Here is a 17333-nt window from a genome sequence, read left to right as displayed (position 1 = left end):
TGGTATAATTGCAATAGTATAAAAAGGCAGTAGTGCCTTTAATTATAAGGAAAGGAACCTGATGACAGATTATTTAAGTGTCAGCAATCTGACTAAATATTTAAAAATGAAGTTTGACCGAGACCCCTATTTGGAACGGGTTTATCTGACTGGTCAGGTTTCCAATTTTAGAAAAAGACCAAAACATCAATATTTTTCATTAAAAGATGAAGGTGCTGTTATTCAGGCCACAATGTGGGCAGGTGTTTATAGTAAATTAGGATTTGATCTTGAGGAAGGCATGAAGCTTAATGTCGTTGGTCGGATTCAGCTCTATGAGCCTTCAGGAGCTTACTCAATTATCATCGAACGTGCTGAACCAGACGGGATTGGTGCATTAGCTTTGCAATTCGAACAATTGAAAAAGAAACTGACAAGTGAAGGATTTTTTGATGATAGACATAAGCAAGCCTTACCTCAGTTTGTAACTAAAGTCGGAGTTTTAACTTCTCCAAGTGGAGCTGTTATTCGGGATATTATTACTACAATTTCACGTCGTTTTCCGGGAGTTGAGATATTACTGTTTCCAACTAAGGTTCAAGGCGAAGGTGCTGCTCAAGAGGTTGTGGATAATATCATTCGAGCCAATCAAAGGGACGATTTGGATCTTCTAATTGTCGGTCGAGGTGGTGGTTCAATTGAGGATCTCTGGGCCTTCAATGAAGAAAAAGTTGTTCATGCAATCTTTGAATCACAGCTTCCAATTATCTCTAGTGTTGGCCATGAAACAGATATAACTTTGGCCGACTTCGTCGCCGATCGCAGGGCTGCAACACCAACAGCAGCAGCAGAACTAGCGACGCCTGTTACTAAAGCTGATATATTAGCCTGGATTAATGAGCGTCAGACCCGTGCTTTTCAAGCAAGTAATCGAATAGTGCGTGAAAATCAAGAAAGAGTCAATAAGCTAGCGCAGTCAGTTATCTTTAGGCAACCAGAACGCCTGTATGACGGCTATCTCCAAAAACTTGATCGTCTCAATATGGCATTGGTATCATCATTTAAAGAGAATATAGCCAGTAATAAAGATTCAGAAATCCAAATGAGACACCGTTTGCAATCAATTGATTTAATGAGTCGTATTAATCGTTACCAAGATCGTATTACGAGTCTCAGTCAACAGTTGACTTATGATGCTAAAGCATCATTTGAAAGCAAATTAAGACGTTTTGAAAAAGCGCAAGATACCTTGTTATCTCTTGATACAAGCCGCATCATTGCAAGAGGTTACGCAATGCTTCACAAAGGAGAGGAAGTTATTGCATCAGTCGAACAAATTGAAAAAGGTGATCATCTTAATATTCAATTAAAAGATGGTCAATTAGAAGTAGAGGTAAAAGATGTCAACTAAGAAAACATTTGAAGATAATTTGCAAGAATTAGAAATGATTGTTTCCAAACTTGAAAATGGCGATGTGCCATTGGAAACTGCTATTGCAGAGTTTCAAAAAGGGATGGTTCTTTCTAAAAATCTTCAAAAAACATTACAAAATGCCGAAAAAACACTTGTTAAAGTTATGCAAGCGGATGGTTCAGAAGTAGATATGGATGCTTAATGGAAAAGTTAACAAAAATCAATCAAACAATTAGCCATTTTTATCAAAAATCAAATTTAGTTTCTCAAGATTTAATTGATTCTATTATATATTCTGTTGATTCTGGAGGAAAAAGAATTAGACCCCTTTTCTTATTAGAATCTTTAGAAGCTTTCAATATTACATTGACAGAAGATCATTTTAAAGTTGCTGCAGCGTTAGAAATGGTTCACACTGGAAGTTTAATTCATGACGATCTACCTGCTATGGATAATGATGAATATCGCCGTGGCAGATTAACGAATCATAAGCAATTTGATGAAGCTACAGCAATTCTGGCTGGGGATAGTCTCTTTATTGATCCCTTTTCATTGATTGCAGAAACTAATTTTTTACCACAAGTAAAAGTTGACTTAATCGCCCAATTGAGCAATGCAGCAGGAACTTTTGGTATGGTTGGTGGTCAGATGCTGGATATGAGAGCTGAAGATCAAAAATTAGGCATAGAAGAATTGCAGGGCATCCATAGTCATAAAACGGGTAAACTTTTGGCTTATCCATTTATGGCTGCTGCAATCATTGCTCAATTACCTGCAGACATGATATCTGACTTAACAAGAGCGGGTGAGTTAATTGGCCATGCTTTTCAAGTCCGGGATGATATTCTTGATATCACAGCAAAATTTGAAGACTTAGGAAAAACGCCCAACAAAGATATAACTGCCCATAAATCAACATATCCAGGATTACTGGGATTAGAAAAATCATATCAAGTATTAAATGAAGAATTAGATGGAGCCTTGTTCATTTTTGAAAAAACTAAAAATCAGACAAATTTTAACCCACAGAACCTAATTGATTTAGTAGAAAGGTTGAGACTAGATGCCTAAGGAAAGAGTAGATGTCTTGGCTTTCAAGCAAGGCCTCTTTGATACCCGTGAACAAGCAAAAAGAGGAGTAATGGCTGGTTTAGTTGTATCAGTCCTCAATGGTGAACGTTTTGATAAACCTGGTGAAAAAATTGATGACGCAACTGAATTAAAGCTGAAAGGTGAAAAGCTCAAGTATGTTAGTCGTGGCGGTTTGAAATTAGAAAAAGCCTTATCTATTTTTAATATCTCAGTTGATAACAAAGTCTGCATTGATATTGGTGCCTCAACAGGTGGTTTCACCGATGTTATGCTCCAATCTGGTGCTCAATTAGTTTATGCAGTTGATGTGGGGACTAATCAGTTGGTTTGGAAATTACGTCAGGACTCACGTGTGCGGAGTATGGAACAGTACAATTTTAGATATGCTCAGCTAGAAGATTTTACAGAAGGCCAACCTACATTTGCTAGTATTGATGTTTCTTTTATTTCATTAAGCCTGATTTTACCAGCATTGAAGTCAATCTTAGCTCCTTCAGGCCAAGTAGTTGCCCTAATCAAACCACAATTTGAAGCAGGCAAATCACAAGTTGGAAAAAATGGAATTATTAAAGATAAATCGGTTCACTTAAAAGTTCTTGAAAAAGTGACAACTTTTGCACAGGAATACGGATTTAATATAAAAGGTATCGATTTTTCACCTATACAAGGTGGACATGGTAATATTGAATTTTTAGCTTATATGGAAAAAGCAGAACAAATTAAAGAGATTGATGTTTGTCTCCTTTCAGAAGTTGTTGAAAAATCACATAAGGAATTTAATCAAAATGAAGAAGAATGAACGTTTAGATTTAATTAAAAGAATGGTCTTGGCAAACGAGATTGAAACACAGCATGATTTACTAGCTTTACTTCGTAATGAAGGTTTAGAATTAACTCAAGCCACCATTTCAAGAGATATGAACGAAATTGGTATTGTCAAAATTCCATCTGCTAAAGGTCGTTATATTTATGGCTTGTCACAAGATAGTGGTAAAAAGATTTTTCAGCGTCCAACATCAATTAAGAGTAATATTCTAAGTATTTCAGAGAAACGATCAGATTTAAAATGTCATCTATTCTTAAAAGTTATCCCTGGAAATGCGATGGTCATTAAAAAATATTTAGTTAAGGATTTTGCGGATTCAATCTTTTCTGTAATTGCAGATGATGACAGTATTTTATTAATTGCCAATACTGAGATTGATGCGGACCATATTCGACAACAAGTCCTTCAATGGAAAGCTGAAGAAAGATAATAGAAAGAGGATAGAATGTTATTAGAAATTTCAATTAAAAATTTTGCCATCATTGAAGAAATTTCATTGACGTTTGAAAATGGCATGACTGTCCTAACTGGCGAAACAGGAGCCGGAAAGTCAATTATTATTGATGCGATGAATATGATGCTTGGTGCGCGTGCCAGTACTGAGGTTATTCGTCATGGTCAACAAAAAGCTGAAATTGAAGGTTTCTTTTCACTTGAAAAAAATTTGGATCTTCAAGCTCTCTTAGAAGATAATGGTATTCCAGTTCAAGATGAACTCATTATTCGCAGAGATATTTTTGCTAATGGTCGAAGTGTCAGTCGTATAAATGGGCAAATGGTTAATTTAACCTTTTTAAAAGAAGTTGGACAGTATCTAGTTGATATTCATGGTCAACATGACCAAGAAGAATTAATGCGCGCATCTCATCACTTAACAATTTTAGATTCATTTGGGAATCAAGATTTTAAGGACCTTAAAACAAGCTATCAAGAAACATTTAACAGTTATAAAACGGTCAGAAAACGTGTCATTGAACGTCAGAAAAATGAACGTGAACATAAAGAACGGATTGAGATGTTAACCTTTCAACTAGCTGAAATCGAAGCAGTTGATTTACATAGGGGTGAAGAAGAAAGCCTTAATCAGGAACACCATCGGCTTTTAAATCACAAAAATATTGCTGACACTTTAGCTAATGCCTATGCTATGCTTGATAATGATGATATTTCAAGCCTAAACAATGTTCGGTCTGCAATGAATGATCTTTTGACAATTGAAAATTATGATTCTGATTATAAAGCTATTTCCACAAGTATTTCGGAAGCTTATTATATTTTGGAAGATGTGACCAAACAATTATCTGATACAATTGATTCGCTTGACTTCAATGCAGGTCGTTTGATGGAGATAGAAAGTCGTTTGACACTCATTAATAGTTTGACACGTAAATATGGTGGATCTGCTGATGACTTGTTAGATTACCATGGTAATATTCAAAAAGAATATCAACTTCTCACTGGTGACAACATGGCATCAGGTGCAAGTGACTCCCAATTAAAATTGTTAGAAAAAGAGCTTGTTAGTAAGGCAACACAATTAAGCGAACAACGCCAAAATTTAGCTCTGCGATTAGAAGCTGATATTAAGGCAGAGTTAAAAGATTTATACATGGAAAAGGCTGATTTTCAGGTTAAATTTGATAAATCAAAATTTAATTCTCAAGGGAACCAAACAGTTGAATTTTATATTTCAACAAATCCTGGTGAAGGCTTCAAGCCCTTGGTAAAAGTAGCTTCTGGTGGGGAATTATCTCGTCTGATGTTAGCTATTAAATCTGCTGTTTCGAAAAGAGAAGACAAAACAAGTATTGTCTTTGATGAAGTGGACACAGGCGTTTCTGGTCGTGTTGCGCAAGCTATTGCCAAAAAAATTCATAAAATTGGTCAAAATGGACAAGTTCTGGCTATCTCACATTTACCACAGGTGATTGCTATTGCTGACTACCAGTTCTTCATTTCCAAAGAAAGCAAGGAGGATTCTACTGTTTCGACGGTCAGTCTTCTTACCTATGAAGAACGTGTTGAAGAAATTGCTAATATGATAGCAGCAAATGAAGTAACAGAAACGGCAAGAGAACAAGCAAGAGACCTGTTAGCAAAACCATAAAATCATAAAAGAGACAGTTTAGTTTGTCTCTTTTTGATTTATTTGACAATCAATGATAAAATATAGGGAAAATACGCTTTTAAAAGAATGGAAAATAATAAATGGAAAAAATTAAAATTTTGACAGACTCATCTATAACAATTGAAAAGGAATTGATTGAAAAATATGATATTACAGTAGTTCCTTTGTCAGTAATGATTGATGGTAAATTATATTCTGACAATGATTTAAAAGAAGAAGGTCAATTTTTGAAGTTAATGCAAAATAGTAAGGAGTTGCCCAAAACAAGCCAACCTCCGGTCGGACTATTTGCTGAATATTATAAGGACCTCATTGAACAAGGTTATAATGAAATCATTGCAATTCATTTAACGCCTGCTCTATCAGGAACAATTGAGGCTTCTCGTCAAGGTGCTGAGCTTGCTGGAGCTCATTGTCATATAGTTGATTCTGGTTTTACTGATCAAGGCATGAAATTTCAAGTTAAAGAAGCTGCTAAATTAGCTAGTCAGGGTGCTTCAGTTGTTGAAATTTTGGAAAAGATTCAAGAAGTCAAAGAAAAGACTAAACTTTTTATTGGAGTTTCAACTTTAGAAAACCTAGTTAAAGGTGGTCGAATTGGTCGTGTTACAGGTTTGATTTCAACCTTGTTGAATATTCGTGTGTTGATGGAACTAAAAGATGCAGAACTGAAAACAGTAGTCAAAGGGCGAGGAAATAAAACTTTTAATAAATGGCTTGATTCTTACATGGCTGAAACAAAGGATAAAGTAATTGCAGAGTTAGGTATTTCCTATGCTGGAGATCAAGGTTTAGCGAACCATTTAAGGGAAATTATTTCAGAGTATTATACTAATCCAATTGCTTTTTTAGAAACAGGGTCAATTATCCAGACTCATACGGGTGAGGGTGCACTTGCCGTAATGATTAGATATGAATAAAATAATTTTATTAAAAGATTTTCTCTTTTTTGCAACTTGTCTGATTCTTAGTATTCTTTTCTTGAATTTTGTCATACCTAATTCAGATTCACAGATAAAAAGAATGGATTATATTCAATCCAAAACCAAAATAATTAATTATGTTGCTTTAGGTGACTCATTAACAGAAGGTGTTGGTGATTCTACTGGTCAAGGTGGATTTGTCCCACTACTTGCAAATGATATTAGAGACAACTTAGATGTTGAAGTTTCCTCACAGAATTATGGGATTTCGGGTAATACTAGTCAGCAAATTTTGAAGCGGATGCAATCTGACAAGGCCTTGAAAAATGACTTGAAAAAAGCTGATATTTTGACCATAACTGTTGGTGGTAATGATGTCATGGCCGTCATCAGAAAAAACTTAGCTAATTTAAAAGTATCTAGTTTTGAGTTACCAGAAAAGAACTATCAATTACGACTACAGAAAATTGTCAAGTTAGCAAGAAAAGATAATAATGACTTACATATTTATATCTTAGGTATTTATAATCCATTTTATCTAAACTTTCCTGAGATGACTGAAATGCAAAATGTAATTAATAATTGGAATAATAAGACAAAAGAAGTGACCAGTCAATTTGAGCACGTTCATTATGTACCTATTAATAAACAATTATATCGAGGAATCGATGGACAAGAAGGAATTGTTCAATCAGATGGAGACCAGACACGCGTCGTTAATGATGCTTTGTTTAATCAAGATCATTTTCATCCAAATAATATTGGGTATCAAATTATGTCAGACGCAGTATTGGAGTCTATATTAAAATATGAAAAGAAATGAAAAAAATAAAATAGCTTATAACCAAAAATCTAAGATTAATTGGTGGAGATGGGCATTCCTCTTGTTACTTGCTTTTAATTTTGCTTTTATTTTGGTAATTGGAAGTCGCTTAATTCAAGTTCGTGAACCAAACTCTGAAAAGCTTGTTTCATCAATATCTAGCTCGGTGAAAATCGGGACAATATCCACTAATCGTCGTCAAATCAATAAAACAGTTGCCAGTTACTTGAAGGATTATCAAAAGAACGACATGACTTACAAGATTTATACAACTTCTTCATCTATTGTTTTTGAAGGGAAGTATCAACTGTTAGGTTATGAAGTACCTTTATATATTTACTTTCAACCAATCGCATTAGAAAATGGCAGTTTACAACTTCAAATAACCTCTATTTCAGCCGGAACCCTTCCATTACCAGAAGGAGAGGTTCTTCAGTATATTAAGTCATCCTATAAACTTCCAGATTTTGTAAGTGTTAATAAGAATAACTCATCTATAATAATAAATTTACAGCAGATAAAAAATGATGCAGATATTTATTTAATAGCTAAAAAAGTTGATTTACTGAATAACCAAATTACTTTTGATATTTACAAGAAAAAAGGCTAAATAACGTTAAATACTTGACCTATAGCCATTTTTTAGATATTATTAGTATTGTTAAAGCATATTGCTTATTAATTAATTGGAGGATTTGTTAAATGGCTAACAAACAAGATTTAATCGCAAAAGTTGCAGAAGCAACTGAACTTACTAAAAAAGATTCAGCAGCAGCAGTTGACGCTGTATTCTCTGCAATCGAAGCATTCCTTTCTGAAGGTGAAAAAGTTCAATTAATCGGTTTTGGTAACTTCGAAGTTCGCGAACGTGCAGCTCGTAAAGGTCGTAACCCACAAACTGGTGCAGAAATCGAAATCGCGGCATCAAAAGTTCCAGCATTTAAAGCAGGTAAAGCTCTTAAGGATGCAGTAAAATAATTTAATATTTTTGAAGGACCAACTAACAATTTTGTTAGTTGGTCTTTTTTTATTGATCATGTAATTATCGATGCTTCTTATATTTGATAAAGATACTTAGCTGGTTAAGTTATTTAGAATCATTCTAGATAACTTGACTTTTTTATTTAGAACAATTATAATTAAGTAAATAAGAAAATTTTAAAAATACACACAAATGAGATTTTCAACTACGTTTTTTGGAGGGAAAAATGACTTGGATTAAAGAACATATGCATTTAATGGAAACTTTAGCTTGTCTAGCTTTGATTTTAATTGGCTTACCATTATTAGGTAATCATCCACAACTTGCAGCCGGATTTTTTATTGCCGGATTCTTAATTGGGGGTTATGAATCTGCAAAAGGAGGGCTTCTTGATTTAGTAAAATATAAACATTTATCTGTTGACATCCTTATGATTTTAGCAGCAATTGGTGCAGGTATTATTGGATATTGGCTAGAAGGTGCACTGTTAATCTTTATTTTTTCTCTTTCAAGTACACTTGAAGAAATGGCGATGGAAAAAAGTAGAGATTCTATTTCTGCTTTAATGAACTTAACACCAGATACAGCTCGACGTTATAATGTTCAAAATGAAATCGTTGAAGTTGAAACAAAAGATTTGCATATTGGCGATAAACTTCAAGTACGTAAAGGTGAATCAGTTCCCATTGATGGAGAATTAATCAGTCAATTTGGGCAATTTGATGAATCAATGGTAACTGGAGAGCCTATAACAGTTGACAAAGAAAGAGGTCAAGCATTAATTGGTGGAACCATTAATGAAGGTCAAACGATTGATATGTTGGTAACTGTTGAAAATGAAGATACTTTATTTGCTAAGATTGTTAATTTAGTAGAATCTGCCCAGACACAAAAAAGTAAAACAGCAACATTTATTGAAAATCTTGAAGATGGTTACGTTAAATTTGTTTTGCTACTAGTTCCTTTCTTTATTCTTTTTTGTCATTTTGTCTTAGGATGGGAATGGTTGACTGCTTTCTATCGTGGTATGATTCTCTTAACAGTAGCTTCACCGTGTGCATTAGTCGCTTCGTCCTCTCCAGCAAGTCTTTCGGCTATTAGTCGAGCAGCTCATAAGGGATTGATCATTAAAGGTGGAGATATCATTGACAATATGGGTGATATTAGAGCTGTTGTCATGGATAAGACGGGGACATTAACTCAAGGTAAACCTTCAGTTGTTGATAGTCATTATGAAGGTGATAAAGCAATTATTGATTCAATTGTTAAAACAGCAGAGGAAGCTTCAACACACCCAATCTCAAAAGCTTTACAAGATTTTACTCAGGATAGTCCACGACTTACTTTGGAAGGAAGTCATGAAATCTCAGGAAAAGGTTTTGTTTTCAACTATCAAGGTCAGGAATGGCGAATTGGTAAAAAGACATTTATTCTTGAAGTAGTAGAGCATATTAATCATCTTGAAGTTGAAATTGAAAAATTAGAAGGTCAAGGGAAGACTTTAGTTTATGTCAGCAAAGGTACTGAACTTGTTGCTTACTATGCTTTATTAGATGATATTAAAGAAGAATCGCGTCAAGCCATAAAAATGTTACATGATATGAGAATTAAAACTGTTATGTTAACAGGTGACCAAGAAAAAACAGCTGCATATGTTGCTGAAAAACTTGGTATTGATGATGTTGTTGCTAATTGTATGCCTCAAGATAAAGTAACACGGATTAAAGAAATTAAAGAAAAATATGGTTTTGTAGCGATGGTGGGTGATGGTATTAATGATGCCCCAGCTTTAGCTCAAGCCGATGTTTCATATGCTATTGGTACAGGTACTGATATTGCTATGGAAAGTGCGGATAGTGTTATTATGGATGATTTAACTAAGATTCCATTCTCAATAAAACTTTCAAGAAAAATGAAAGGTATTGTTAAAACAAATATTATCTTTGCCTTGTCAGTAATCACTTTATTAATTCTTGCCAATGTTTTTCAAGTTGTGACACTTCCTCTAGGAGTGGTCGGTCATGAAGGTTCAACTATCTTAGTTATATTAAACGGCATGCGACTTTTGGGATTTCAATAATAATTGACTTGAAAATAAATATGAAAGCGTTTATACTATTACTAGGAGATTTATGATGGGGTGATAGTATGCTAGAAGCAGTTTTAATTGGTCTTGCTATCTTTTCAATAGTCAAAGTTATTATTTTTATCAAGCTTTCGGATATATTTTTATCTAAAAAGGTTAAGAATGATAATGACAATATTATTGAAATTAGTGATGATGTACAAATAGATGAATCAACTAAATATAAAAGAGACTACTTTAAGTAATCTCTTTTTTTTATTTTAGATAATGTAATTTTCCTCGGAAATCTTCAATTGTTTGATAGCCTTTTTCTTTCATGATGACTCTTAATTCTTCAGTTATACGATTAAAGATTTCTGGTCCTTCTTCATGTAAAGCTGTGCCAATTTGGACCATACTCGCCCCACAGAGGATATGTTCAAAGGCATCGCGACCGTTTTTAACACCGCCAGTGCCAACGATTTGAATAGAAGGATTAAGACGCTGGTAGAAAGCATGGACGTTTGCTAAAGCAGTTGGTTTAATATAATCGCCACCGATCCCTCCAAAACCGGTTTTGGGTTTTATAACAACTGATTCATCTTCAATTACAAGACCGTTTCCGACTGAGTTGACACAATTGACAAAGGCTAATGGGAATTGATTAAAGATTTCAGCTGCTTGGTCAAAATGGACAATGTCAAAATATGGTGGCAACTTAACGCCAAGAGGTTTGGTGAAATAGCTAAATACTTCTGTCAGGAGTGAATGGGTCATTTCGAAATCATAGGCAATTTGGGGTTTTCCAGGTACATTTGGACAAGATAGATTTAATTCAACTAATCCTTGATAATCTGACTCTTGGATTGTTTTTAAGATGGTATCAGTGTCATCAGGTGAGAGTCCAACAACAGAAAGAAAATGATTTTTACTATTTTGCACTTTTGCCAATTCAATGACAAAATCTAAGTAATATTGGAAACCAAGATTTGGCAAGCCCATTGAATTAATTGATCCAAGTTCTGTTACAGCATAACGTGGTTCAGGATTGCCATCTCTTTTTTCTAAAGTTCCTGTTTTAGTGACAAATGATCCAGCCAAAGAATTCTCGATTTCCATCAGTTCTTCCTTGGTCATACAATAGACACCAGCGGCATTCATTAAACAATTATCAAATGTAATATTTGAAATTTGTGTTGCTGTTGAAATCATAATTTCCTCCAAATTTTGACAAATTTTTTCTATTTTATCACTTGGTCAGATGATTAGCAAGAAAATTTTTAATCTGTAATCAGATTTCTCTAAAAAGACGAACTATTTATATTTTCATGATAATCTCAATAGAGTTTTCAAAAACAACCATTATCCACTAGCTTTTTTGTACTTAATTTTGTAAAATAGTAGATGTACTAGGTTTAAACCTAAAATAAAAGGAGATATTAACTAATGGTAAAATTGGTTTTCGCTCGCCACGGTGAGTCAGAATGGAACAAAGCTAACCTCTTTACAGGATGGGCTGACGTTGATCTTTCAGAAAAAGGTACACAACAAGCTATTGATGCTGGTAAATTAATTAAAGAAGCAGGAATTACTTTTGATAAAGCTTATACTTCAGTTTTAACGCGTGCTATCAAAACAACAAATTTAGCACTTGAGTATTCTGATCAACTTTGGTTACCAGTTGAAAAATCTTGGCGTTTAAATGAGCGTCACTATGGTGCTCTTACTGGTAAAAATAAAGCAGAAGCAGCTGAAGAATTTGGTGACGAACAAGTTCATATCTGGCGTCGTTCTTATGATGTATTGCCTCCAGCAATGCCTAAAGATGACCAATACTCAGCACATACTGATCGTCGTTATGCTGACGTTGATCCTGCATTGATTCCTGATGCAGAAAACTTAAAAATCACTTTAGAACGTGCATTACCTTTCTGGGAAGAAACAATTGCACCAACTTTATTAGAAGGTAAAAATGTTTTCGTAGGAGCACATGGTAACTCAATTCGTGCCATTGTTAAGCATATTAAAGGCTTATCTGATGATGAAATTATGAATGTTGAAATTCCAAACTTCCCACCATTAGTTTTTGAATTAGATGAGAAATTAAATATTACTGCTGAATACTATTTAGGTAAATAATATCGTAAAAACCAAGCCAGGCTTGGTTTTTTATTTTGATTTAAACTCAAATTGATTTATGGTATGATGATAATGGGAAAGCGAGGTAATCCAATGAAAGCCAAAGAACGTAGACAACAGATTTTAGGTATGCTTGAAAAAAGTGTTACGGCCTTATCGGCAAGCTATCTTGCTGAGGAATTTGGTGTCAGTCGACAAATTATAGTGGGTGATATTGCTATTTTGAGGGCTTCACAAGTTGATATATTATCTACACCAAGAGGTTATCAGATGAATCAACTGCTAACTAATAGTAATTTTACTGGTAGAATTGTTTGTCAACATAGCATTGAAATGACTGAAGATGAATTGGATATCATTATTTCTCATGGAGGAGTTGTCTCGACAGTTGAAGTAGAACACCCTATCTATGGCATGTTAGTTGCGTCATTGAATATTAAATCTAAAGAAGATATTATAGACTTTATATATAAGGTAAATCATGAACAAGCTGAATTACTATCTAGTTTAACTAATGGACTGCATAGTCATCTTATTTCTTGCCCAAGTCAAGAGCAATTTGAAATGATTAAAAAAAAGTTAGCGCATAGAAACATTCTTTATATCAATAAATAAAACCATACAGGTGTCTTGACACCTGTATGGTTTTTGCTTTATAATATGATAAAAAGGAGATTTTATGACTAATAAATCAACACAAACAATTGCCTATTCATCAATTTTAGTAGCATTTGGGATTTTGATTCCAATGATTATGCCAGTTAAAATAATTATTGGTCCTGCATCTTACACCTTAGCCAGTCATGTCCCATTATTTTTAGCAATTTTTATTTCACCAGCAGTAGCAATCTTTGTAAGTCTGGGGACAACATTAGGATTTTTTCTAGCAGGATTTCCCTTTGTAATTGTTCTTAGAGCTTTTTCACAGATTTTCTTCACTTTGATTGCTGCCTTTTACATTCGAAATCATCAATCACAAATCTCATCACCCATAAAAGCTTTGCCATTCGCCTTATTTATTAATATCATCCATGGGCTAGGAGAGTTTCTCGTTGTACTCTTATTTACAAGTGGACAATCTCCTGATGTTGGTTATATCTGGTCAATCTTTTCATTGGTGGGATTGGGCACTATAGTACATGGCTTAGTTGATTTCTACTTGGCTCTTAGTCTTTGGAATATCATACTTACTAGAATCGGACTTAATATTAAACCATTATAATATAAAAAGTGTAAGTTTCTTTCTGGAAGGGCTTGCATTTTTTTTATTTAACTGGTATATTAGTTTATGCATTTGTGAGTGTTGTAACAATAGGAGATAATATGAAAAGTCCAGATATGATATTAGCGGCAACAATTGAAACAGGCCATCATAAAATCGAAAAACCATTTTTAGCAAAAGCTATTTTAGGTTTCATCGGTGGAGCAATGATCAGCTTAGGCTACTTACTTTACGTACGGATTGCAGCCAGTGGTTTAGAAGCATTTGGTAGTTTTTCGAGTATCCTGGGAGCATGTGCTTTTCCAATTGGTTTGATTATCATTTTAATGGCTGGTGGAGAATTAATTACTGGAAATATGATGGCCGTGTCAGCTACTTTCTTTTCGAAGAAAATCAGCATTTCTGACCTGCTTAAAAACTGGTTAGTCATTACCATTTTTAATTTGATTGGCGCCTTTTTTGTAGCCTTTGTTTTTGGTCACTTTTTAGGTTTAACGTCGACAGGAATTTTTAAAGAAGAAGTAATCGAAGTAGCACATGCGAAAATCGCTGCTAGCCCGCTACAAGCCTTTGTTTCTGGAATTGGCTGTAATTGGTTTGTTGGTTTGGCATTGTGGCTCAATTATGGCGCTGAAGATGCCTCTGGCAAAATTTTAGGAATCTGGTTCCCTGTTATGACATTCGTTGCTTTAGGTTTCCAACATAGCGTCGCTAACGCCTTTGTCATCCCTGCTGCAATCTTTGAAAAAGGTGCAACCTGGCTTGAGTTTATCCAAAATTTTTCTTTTGTTTATTTAGGAAATATAATAGGTGGAGCCGTTTTTGTTAGTTTATTTTACTATTTTGCTTTTACCCATAAACATAATGATTAACCAAGGTGCCCTAAAAAAATTTTTGGCCGAGAATTTATTCTCGGTCTTATTTTTATCAATTTATGTTAAAATAATAAAGATAGTAAAAAGGAGGTTTTGGTCATCAAAGAAAAATTTGAATCGAAAACAATATCAAAAAAAACAGCTAGTATTACCAACCGAATTCACATCCTTTTTCTAATTATTGTTCTATTATTCACTGCATTGATACTCCGTTTGGCAGTAATGCAAATTCAAAATAAAGCATTTTATGATGCAAAATTAAAATCATCCACGGTTTATAATATAAAGACCTCTAATCCAAGGGGAAAGATATTTGATCGAGATGGGAAAATTCTTGTTTCAAATGATATAAAAGATGTTGTTTCATTTACACGCAGTCCTAAAATCAGTACTAAAGAAATGAAGCAGTTAGTTAAGGATTTAGCAGGATATGTCGATTATCCTGAAGCAAAGGTTTCAAAACGAGCTAAAATTGATTTCTATTTAGCGGATCCAGAAATTTATGCAAAAGTAGTCGAAAAATTACCCCAAAAGAAGAAATTTGATAATTATGGAAATGGTCTAAAAGAGAGCCAAGTTTATAATAATGCAGTTGATTCTATTACAGAGTCAGAGTTAAATTATTCAAAAGAAGATCTTAAAGAAATTGCTATTTTTAATCAGATGAATAGTGTTGCAACTTTTGACACAATCACATTAAAAACACAAGATTTAAGTGAAGAAGAAATTGCTTATCTTATTGCCAATAAAAGCAAGCTCCCAGGTATTTCGGTCGCGACAGATTGGAATCGTAAAATTGAAGATGCTAGTTTAACGTCGATTATTGGTAAAGTTTCCAGTCGAGAAGCTGGACTTCCTCAAGAAGAAGCAGACAGCTATATCAAAAAGGGCTATTCCTTAGATGATCGAGTTGGTACTTCATATCTTGAAAAAGCATATGAAGATATCCTTCAAGGGCAACATGAAATAAGACAAATTAAAACAAATAAATCTGGTAAAATTATTTCCAATAAAATCAAACACAAAGGACAAGTTGGTAAAAATATTAAACTGTCAATTTCCTTAGATTTTCAAAAAGATGTTGATAATATTGTCAAAAAACATCTGCAGGCTGAAATAGCTTCAGGGTCTGGGAAATATTCCGAAGGTGCTTATGCTGTTGCAATCAATCCGCAAACAGGATCCGTACTTGCTATGACCGGATTGGTGCATGATAGGGATACCAATCAATTACAAAAAGATGCCCTCGGAACTATTACCAATGTCTTTACACCAGGATCTGTTGTCAAAGGTGCAACCTTGGCATCTGGTTGGGAAAATGGTGTGATTTCAGGAAATCAAATATTAACCGATCAACCAATCCAATTTGGTAATTCAAAACCTATAAATTCATGGTTTACAGCTGGTCAACAAAATATATCTGCAGTCCAAGCCTTAGAATATTCATCAAATACATATATGGTACAAGTGGCTTTAAAAATGATGGGTCAGGAGTATCACACAGGTATGGCCTTGATGACTGATGGGATGAAAACAGCAATGTCTCAGCTTCGTAAGACCTATGCAGAATTTGGTCTTGGAACAAGTACGGGAATCGATTTACCAGGTGAGTCATTAGGATTTTTAACCAAAGACTATACGGTTTCAAATGTAATTACAGAAGCTTTTGGTCAGTATGATAACTATACAACAATGCAATTGGCCCAATATGTTTCAACAGTTGCTAATGGTGGTAAAAGAATCGCTCCGCATTTAGTCGATGGTATCTATGAGGATACGACTGATCCAGCTAAAAGCGAAAAAGATAATTTAGGTCGATTAAACAATACAATAACTGGCAAAGAATTAAATAAAGTCAATATCTCAGATCAAGAAATGGCAATCATCCAAGAAGGATTTTATCAAGTTGTAAATAGTTCAAGTGGCTTTGCGACTGGTAAAGGATTAGTTGGAACAAATGTTTCAATTAGTGCCAAAACAGGTACAGCTGAAACGTATGTTAAAGATGATAATGGGAACACTGTTGGTACCTATAATTTAAATGTTGTAGCCTATGGACCAAGTCAAGATCCGCAAATTGCAGTTGCCATCATGTATCCGCATGCCTCAGATTCACTGACAAAGTCACACCAATATATGGCGCGTGATATTATTTCAGATTATCTAAACAAGTATAAAAAATAAAAAGGAGCTAGCAAGTGTTATATCCCACACCAATAGCAAAATTAATTGATAGTTATTCAAAGTTACCAGGAATTGGTATTAAAACAGCAACTCGTTTAGCATTTTATACAATTGGAATGAGTGATGAAGATGTCAATGATTTTGCCAAAAATTTATTAGCAGCAAAACGTGAATTAACTTACTGCTCTATTTGTGGAAATTTAACAGATGATGATCCTTGTGGAATCTGTACCGACCCAAATCGTAACCAAGAAATTATTCTTGTTGTTGAAGAATCAAAAGATGTTTCAGCTATGGAAAAGATTCAAGAATATCATGGGTTATATCATGTTCTTCATGGTCTAATTTCACCAATGAATGGTGTTGGTCCGGATAATATCAATTTAAAACCTTTAATTACGCGACTAATGGATGGGAAAGTTAATGAGGTTATCGTTGCTACAAATGCAACTGCTGATGGCGAAGCGACTTCTATGTATATTTCCCGTGTACTTAAGCCAGCCGGAATAAAAGTTACGCGGTTGGCTAGAGGATTAGCAGTAGGGTCCGATATCGAATATGCAGATGAAGTTACTTTACTGCGAGCTATCGAAAACAGAACAGAACTTTAAAAAAACAAGAAAATCATTTCTTGTTTTTTTGTTTTTGAAATTTTTAAGAGTTTTTGAAATGCCTTACATT

The 17333-nt window shown here is 34.2% G+C and carries 19 protein-coding genes; 18 read left to right on the top strand and 1 reads right to left on the bottom strand.

What is annotated here, in order from left to right; genetic code table 11:
• The first annotated feature begins 61 nt into the window (after positions 1–61).
• The 12 genes from xseA to SPB_RS04690 all read left to right on the top strand — a co-directional run bounded on the left by xseA (position 62) and on the right by SPB_RS04690 (position 10498).
• Complete coding sequence (gene xseA, locus SPB_RS04745; RefSeq protein WP_003105461.1) at positions 62–1390, top strand: exodeoxyribonuclease VII large subunit; 1329 nt, start codon at positions 62–64, stop codon at positions 1388–1390.
• Entirely contained in the window at positions 1380–1595 is a 216-nt protein-coding gene (locus tag SPB_RS04740) for an exodeoxyribonuclease VII small subunit (protein ID WP_003102366.1), read from the top strand. Before xseA ends, SPB_RS04740 begins: the two co-directional genes overlap by 11 nt.
• On the top strand, positions 1595–2464 hold the full coding sequence (locus SPB_RS04735; protein ID WP_003104262.1) for a polyprenyl synthetase family protein: 870 nt from the start codon (positions 1595–1597) through the stop codon (positions 2462–2464). The genes SPB_RS04740 and SPB_RS04735 overlap by 1 nt, the downstream gene beginning before the upstream one ends.
• Positions 2457–3284 carry a TlyA family RNA methyltransferase gene (locus tag SPB_RS04730; protein WP_003105099.1) on the top strand — a complete coding sequence of 276 codons (828 nt, stop codon included), beginning with the start codon at positions 2457–2459 and terminating at the stop codon, positions 3282–3284. Before SPB_RS04735 ends, SPB_RS04730 begins: the two co-directional genes overlap by 8 nt.
• Complete coding sequence (locus tag SPB_RS04725) at positions 3271–3741, top strand: arginine repressor (protein WP_003104351.1); 471 nt, start codon at positions 3271–3273, stop codon at positions 3739–3741. Before SPB_RS04730 ends, SPB_RS04725 begins: the two co-directional genes overlap by 14 nt.
• Positions 3742–3756: 15 nt before the next feature.
• Positions 3757–5418, top strand: coding sequence for a DNA repair protein RecN (gene recN, locus SPB_RS04720; RefSeq protein WP_003104988.1), 1662 nt, complete (start codon positions 3757–3759; stop codon positions 5416–5418).
• Between the two features lie 101 nt (positions 5419–5519).
• The gene (locus tag SPB_RS04715) at positions 5520–6359 is read left to right on the top strand and encodes a DegV family protein (RefSeq protein ID WP_003102548.1); all 840 of its coding nucleotides are present in this window, start codon (positions 5520–5522) and stop codon (positions 6357–6359) included.
• Positions 6352–7185: an SGNH/GDSL hydrolase family protein gene (locus SPB_RS04710; RefSeq protein ID WP_003103136.1), complete on the top strand. Its 834-nt coding sequence runs from the start codon at positions 6352–6354 to the stop codon at positions 7183–7185. The genes SPB_RS04715 and SPB_RS04710 overlap by 8 nt, the downstream gene beginning before the upstream one ends.
• Positions 7172–7795 carry a YpmS family protein gene (locus SPB_RS04705; RefSeq protein WP_003105938.1) on the top strand — a complete coding sequence of 208 codons (624 nt, stop codon included), beginning with the start codon at positions 7172–7174 and terminating at the stop codon, positions 7793–7795. The genes SPB_RS04710 and SPB_RS04705 overlap by 14 nt, the downstream gene beginning before the upstream one ends.
• 92 nt (positions 7796–7887) lie before the next feature.
• Entirely contained in the window at positions 7888–8163 is a 276-nt protein-coding gene (locus tag SPB_RS04700) for an HU family DNA-binding protein (RefSeq protein ID WP_003104951.1), read from the top strand.
• 230 nt (positions 8164–8393) lie between these two features.
• On the top strand, positions 8394–10247 hold the full coding sequence (locus SPB_RS04695) for a heavy metal translocating P-type ATPase (RefSeq protein WP_003102764.1): 1854 nt from the start codon (positions 8394–8396) through the stop codon (positions 10245–10247).
• 68 nt (positions 10248–10315) lie between these two features.
• Positions 10316–10498, top strand: a complete 183-nt coding sequence (locus SPB_RS04690) for a hypothetical protein (RefSeq protein ID WP_003105552.1) — start codon at positions 10316–10318, stop codon at positions 10496–10498.
• 10 nt (positions 10499–10508) lie between these two features.
• Here SPB_RS04690 and SPB_RS04685 read toward each other — a convergent pair whose 3' ends face one another.
• Positions 10509–11444: a dihydroorotate oxidase gene (locus SPB_RS04685; protein ID WP_003104508.1), complete on the bottom strand. Its 936-nt coding sequence runs from the start codon at positions 11442–11444 to the stop codon at positions 10509–10511.
• A gap of 234 nt (positions 11445–11678) precedes the next feature.
• Between SPB_RS04685 and SPB_RS04680 the strand changes: the two genes are divergently transcribed.
• The 6 genes from SPB_RS04680 to recR all read left to right on the top strand — a co-directional run bounded on the left by SPB_RS04680 (position 11679) and on the right by recR (position 17263).
• Complete coding sequence (locus SPB_RS04680; protein ID WP_003104178.1) at positions 11679–12371, top strand: phosphoglycerate mutase; 693 nt, start codon at positions 11679–11681, stop codon at positions 12369–12371.
• Positions 12372–12464: 93 nt separating this feature from the next.
• Positions 12465–12986 carry a transcription repressor NadR gene (locus SPB_RS04675; protein ID WP_003104515.1) on the top strand — a complete coding sequence of 174 codons (522 nt, stop codon included), beginning with the start codon at positions 12465–12467 and terminating at the stop codon, positions 12984–12986.
• Positions 12987–13050: 64 nt separating this feature from the next.
• A complete protein-coding gene (locus SPB_RS04670) occupies positions 13051–13593 on the top strand; it encodes a hypothetical protein (protein ID WP_003103671.1) in 543 nt (180 codons plus the stop codon).
• Positions 13594–13694: 101 nt separating this feature from the next.
• Positions 13695–14465, top strand: coding sequence for a formate/nitrite transporter family protein (locus SPB_RS04665; protein ID WP_003102739.1), 771 nt, complete (start codon positions 13695–13697; stop codon positions 14463–14465).
• 96 nt (positions 14466–14561) lie between these two features.
• A complete protein-coding gene (gene pbp2b, locus SPB_RS04660) occupies positions 14562–16652 on the top strand; it encodes a penicillin-binding protein PBP2B (RefSeq protein WP_003103498.1) in 2091 nt (696 codons plus the stop codon).
• A gap of 14 nt (positions 16653–16666) precedes the next feature.
• On the top strand, positions 16667–17263 hold the full coding sequence (recR, locus tag SPB_RS04655; RefSeq protein WP_003104813.1) for a recombination mediator RecR: 597 nt from the start codon (positions 16667–16669) through the stop codon (positions 17261–17263).
• Positions 17264–17333: the final 70 nt, after the last annotated feature.

This window comes from Streptococcus parauberis NCFD 2020, from assembly GCF_000187935.1.
Taxonomy (GTDB): Bacteria; Bacillota; Bacilli; order Lactobacillales; family Streptococcaceae; genus Streptococcus; species Streptococcus parauberis.
Note: the sequence above shows the minus strand (reverse complement) of the source record. Positions and strands in the feature narration are given on the sequence as shown.

Coding starts and splice junctions, on each gene's coding strand:
- SPB_RS04705 (WP_003105938.1), top strand. CDS start 7,172: ATGAAAAGAAATGAAAAAAATAAAATAGCTTATAACCAAAAATCTAAG.
- SPB_RS04680 (WP_003104178.1), top strand. CDS start 11,679: ATGGTAAAATTGGTTTTCGCTCGCCACGGTGAGTCAGAATGGAACAAA.
- SPB_RS04735 (WP_003104262.1), top strand. CDS start 1,595: ATGGAAAAGTTAACAAAAATCAATCAAACAATTAGCCATTTTTATCAA.
- SPB_RS04690 (WP_003105552.1), top strand. CDS start 10,316: ATGCTAGAAGCAGTTTTAATTGGTCTTGCTATCTTTTCAATAGTCAAA.
- SPB_RS04730 (WP_003105099.1), top strand. CDS start 2,457: ATGCCTAAGGAAAGAGTAGATGTCTTGGCTTTCAAGCAAGGCCTCTTT.
- recN (WP_003104988.1), top strand. CDS start 3,757: ATGTTATTAGAAATTTCAATTAAAAATTTTGCCATCATTGAAGAAATT.
- SPB_RS04675 (WP_003104515.1), top strand. CDS start 12,465: ATGAAAGCCAAAGAACGTAGACAACAGATTTTAGGTATGCTTGAAAAA.
- xseA (WP_003105461.1), top strand. CDS start 62: ATGACAGATTATTTAAGTGTCAGCAATCTGACTAAATATTTAAAAATG.
- SPB_RS04725 (WP_003104351.1), top strand. CDS start 3,271: ATGAAGAAGAATGAACGTTTAGATTTAATTAAAAGAATGGTCTTGGCA.
- SPB_RS04665 (WP_003102739.1), top strand. CDS start 13,695: ATGAAAAGTCCAGATATGATATTAGCGGCAACAATTGAAACAGGCCAT.
- SPB_RS04710 (WP_003103136.1), top strand. CDS start 6,352: ATGAATAAAATAATTTTATTAAAAGATTTTCTCTTTTTTGCAACTTGT.
- SPB_RS04740 (WP_003102366.1), top strand. CDS start 1,380: ATGTCAACTAAGAAAACATTTGAAGATAATTTGCAAGAATTAGAAATG.
- SPB_RS04695 (WP_003102764.1), top strand. CDS start 8,394: ATGACTTGGATTAAAGAACATATGCATTTAATGGAAACTTTAGCTTGT.
- SPB_RS04685 (WP_003104508.1), bottom strand. CDS start 11,444: ATGATTTCAACAGCAACACAAATTTCAAATATTACATTTGATAATTGT.
- SPB_RS04715 (WP_003102548.1), top strand. CDS start 5,520: ATGGAAAAAATTAAAATTTTGACAGACTCATCTATAACAATTGAAAAG.
- SPB_RS04700 (WP_003104951.1), top strand. CDS start 7,888: ATGGCTAACAAACAAGATTTAATCGCAAAAGTTGCAGAAGCAACTGAA.
- SPB_RS04670 (WP_003103671.1), top strand. CDS start 13,051: ATGACTAATAAATCAACACAAACAATTGCCTATTCATCAATTTTAGTA.